The organism is bacterium (genome assembly GCA_024224155.1).
Taxonomy (GTDB): domain Bacteria; phylum Acidobacteriota; class Thermoanaerobaculia; order Multivoradales; family JAHEKO01; genus CALZIK01.
In genome coordinates, this window is record JAAENP010000265.1 from 1 (window position 1) to 912 (window position 912).

A 912-nucleotide genomic window follows, 5' to 3' on the forward strand; every position below is an offset into this window, starting at 1 on the left:
AGAGCAGGGAAATAAGTTCTTACGTTGGTGTTGCGGTGTGACCGCGGCAGCTTAGGGTCTCGACCCACGAGATGGGGCGGGGCGGGGGGGAGACGAGGCGGGGCCTCGAAGACAAACATTCCCCGGCAGGGCCTGGGAACGAGCGAGTACTTCTGAGCAGGGGTACTAGCCCCATAGGCGCCAACTTGGGGTGTAACGTCAAGACATTATGATTCAAGGTCTGCGAGACGCTGCCTGGTTCCGATCGGGGTGTTGCACCGATCCCCCAGAAGGCCACCTTTCTTGACATTCCTGACCTCGTTGCGGGCTGGAAGCCCGCGCCCCCAGAAGGCTGGCGCCCTGCCGCCGCTTAAGGTGAACTCGCGAAAAAGTTCTACCCGGACTCCGGGCGGTTTCAGAAAAAGGTCCTGCTGTAGAGTGGGCCCTGGCACTGTCCTCGGCGCCGCGGACCGGCAGCGACGACGTCGGCCGACGGATGCTCCGGGCCGCAGGGGCTTCGTCGGCCGCCGGGGGTCCGCCCGGGCATCGTCCTCTTCCTATAGCCTATAGCCTATAGCCCAGGGCACGCAACACCGGTGACACTCGCGACGGGGTGGGTAGAGCCTTTTCGCGATATCGCCTTGAATCGTGCGCGTTCCTAAGCGCCGAGGCGCTGGAGGAACTTCACGAGGCGGCGCGTGCGCGTGCCGAAGAGCGCGTCGGTGTAGTAGGTGCCCGCCACCCGCTTGCTCACTTCGGCGAAGGTGGGGTAGGGCGCGATCACGTTCGCCATCGCGCCGATCTTCATGCGCCGCTGCACCGCCAGAACCCAGGGCAAGATGAGCTCGCCGGCGTGGGCGCCGACGATCGTGACGCCGCGGATGTGGCCGCGTCTCCCGACCACGACCTTGATGAAGCCCTCGGTGCGACGCT

1 protein-coding gene is annotated in these 912 nt (G+C 65.2%); it reads right to left on the minus strand.

The window, feature by feature from the left end:
* Positions 1-637: 637 nt before the first annotated feature.
* Positions 638-912 (minus strand): dihydrolipoamide dehydrogenase (locus tag GY769_13960; protein ID MCP4203023.1); only part of this gene is annotated, 275 nt, incomplete at its 5' end.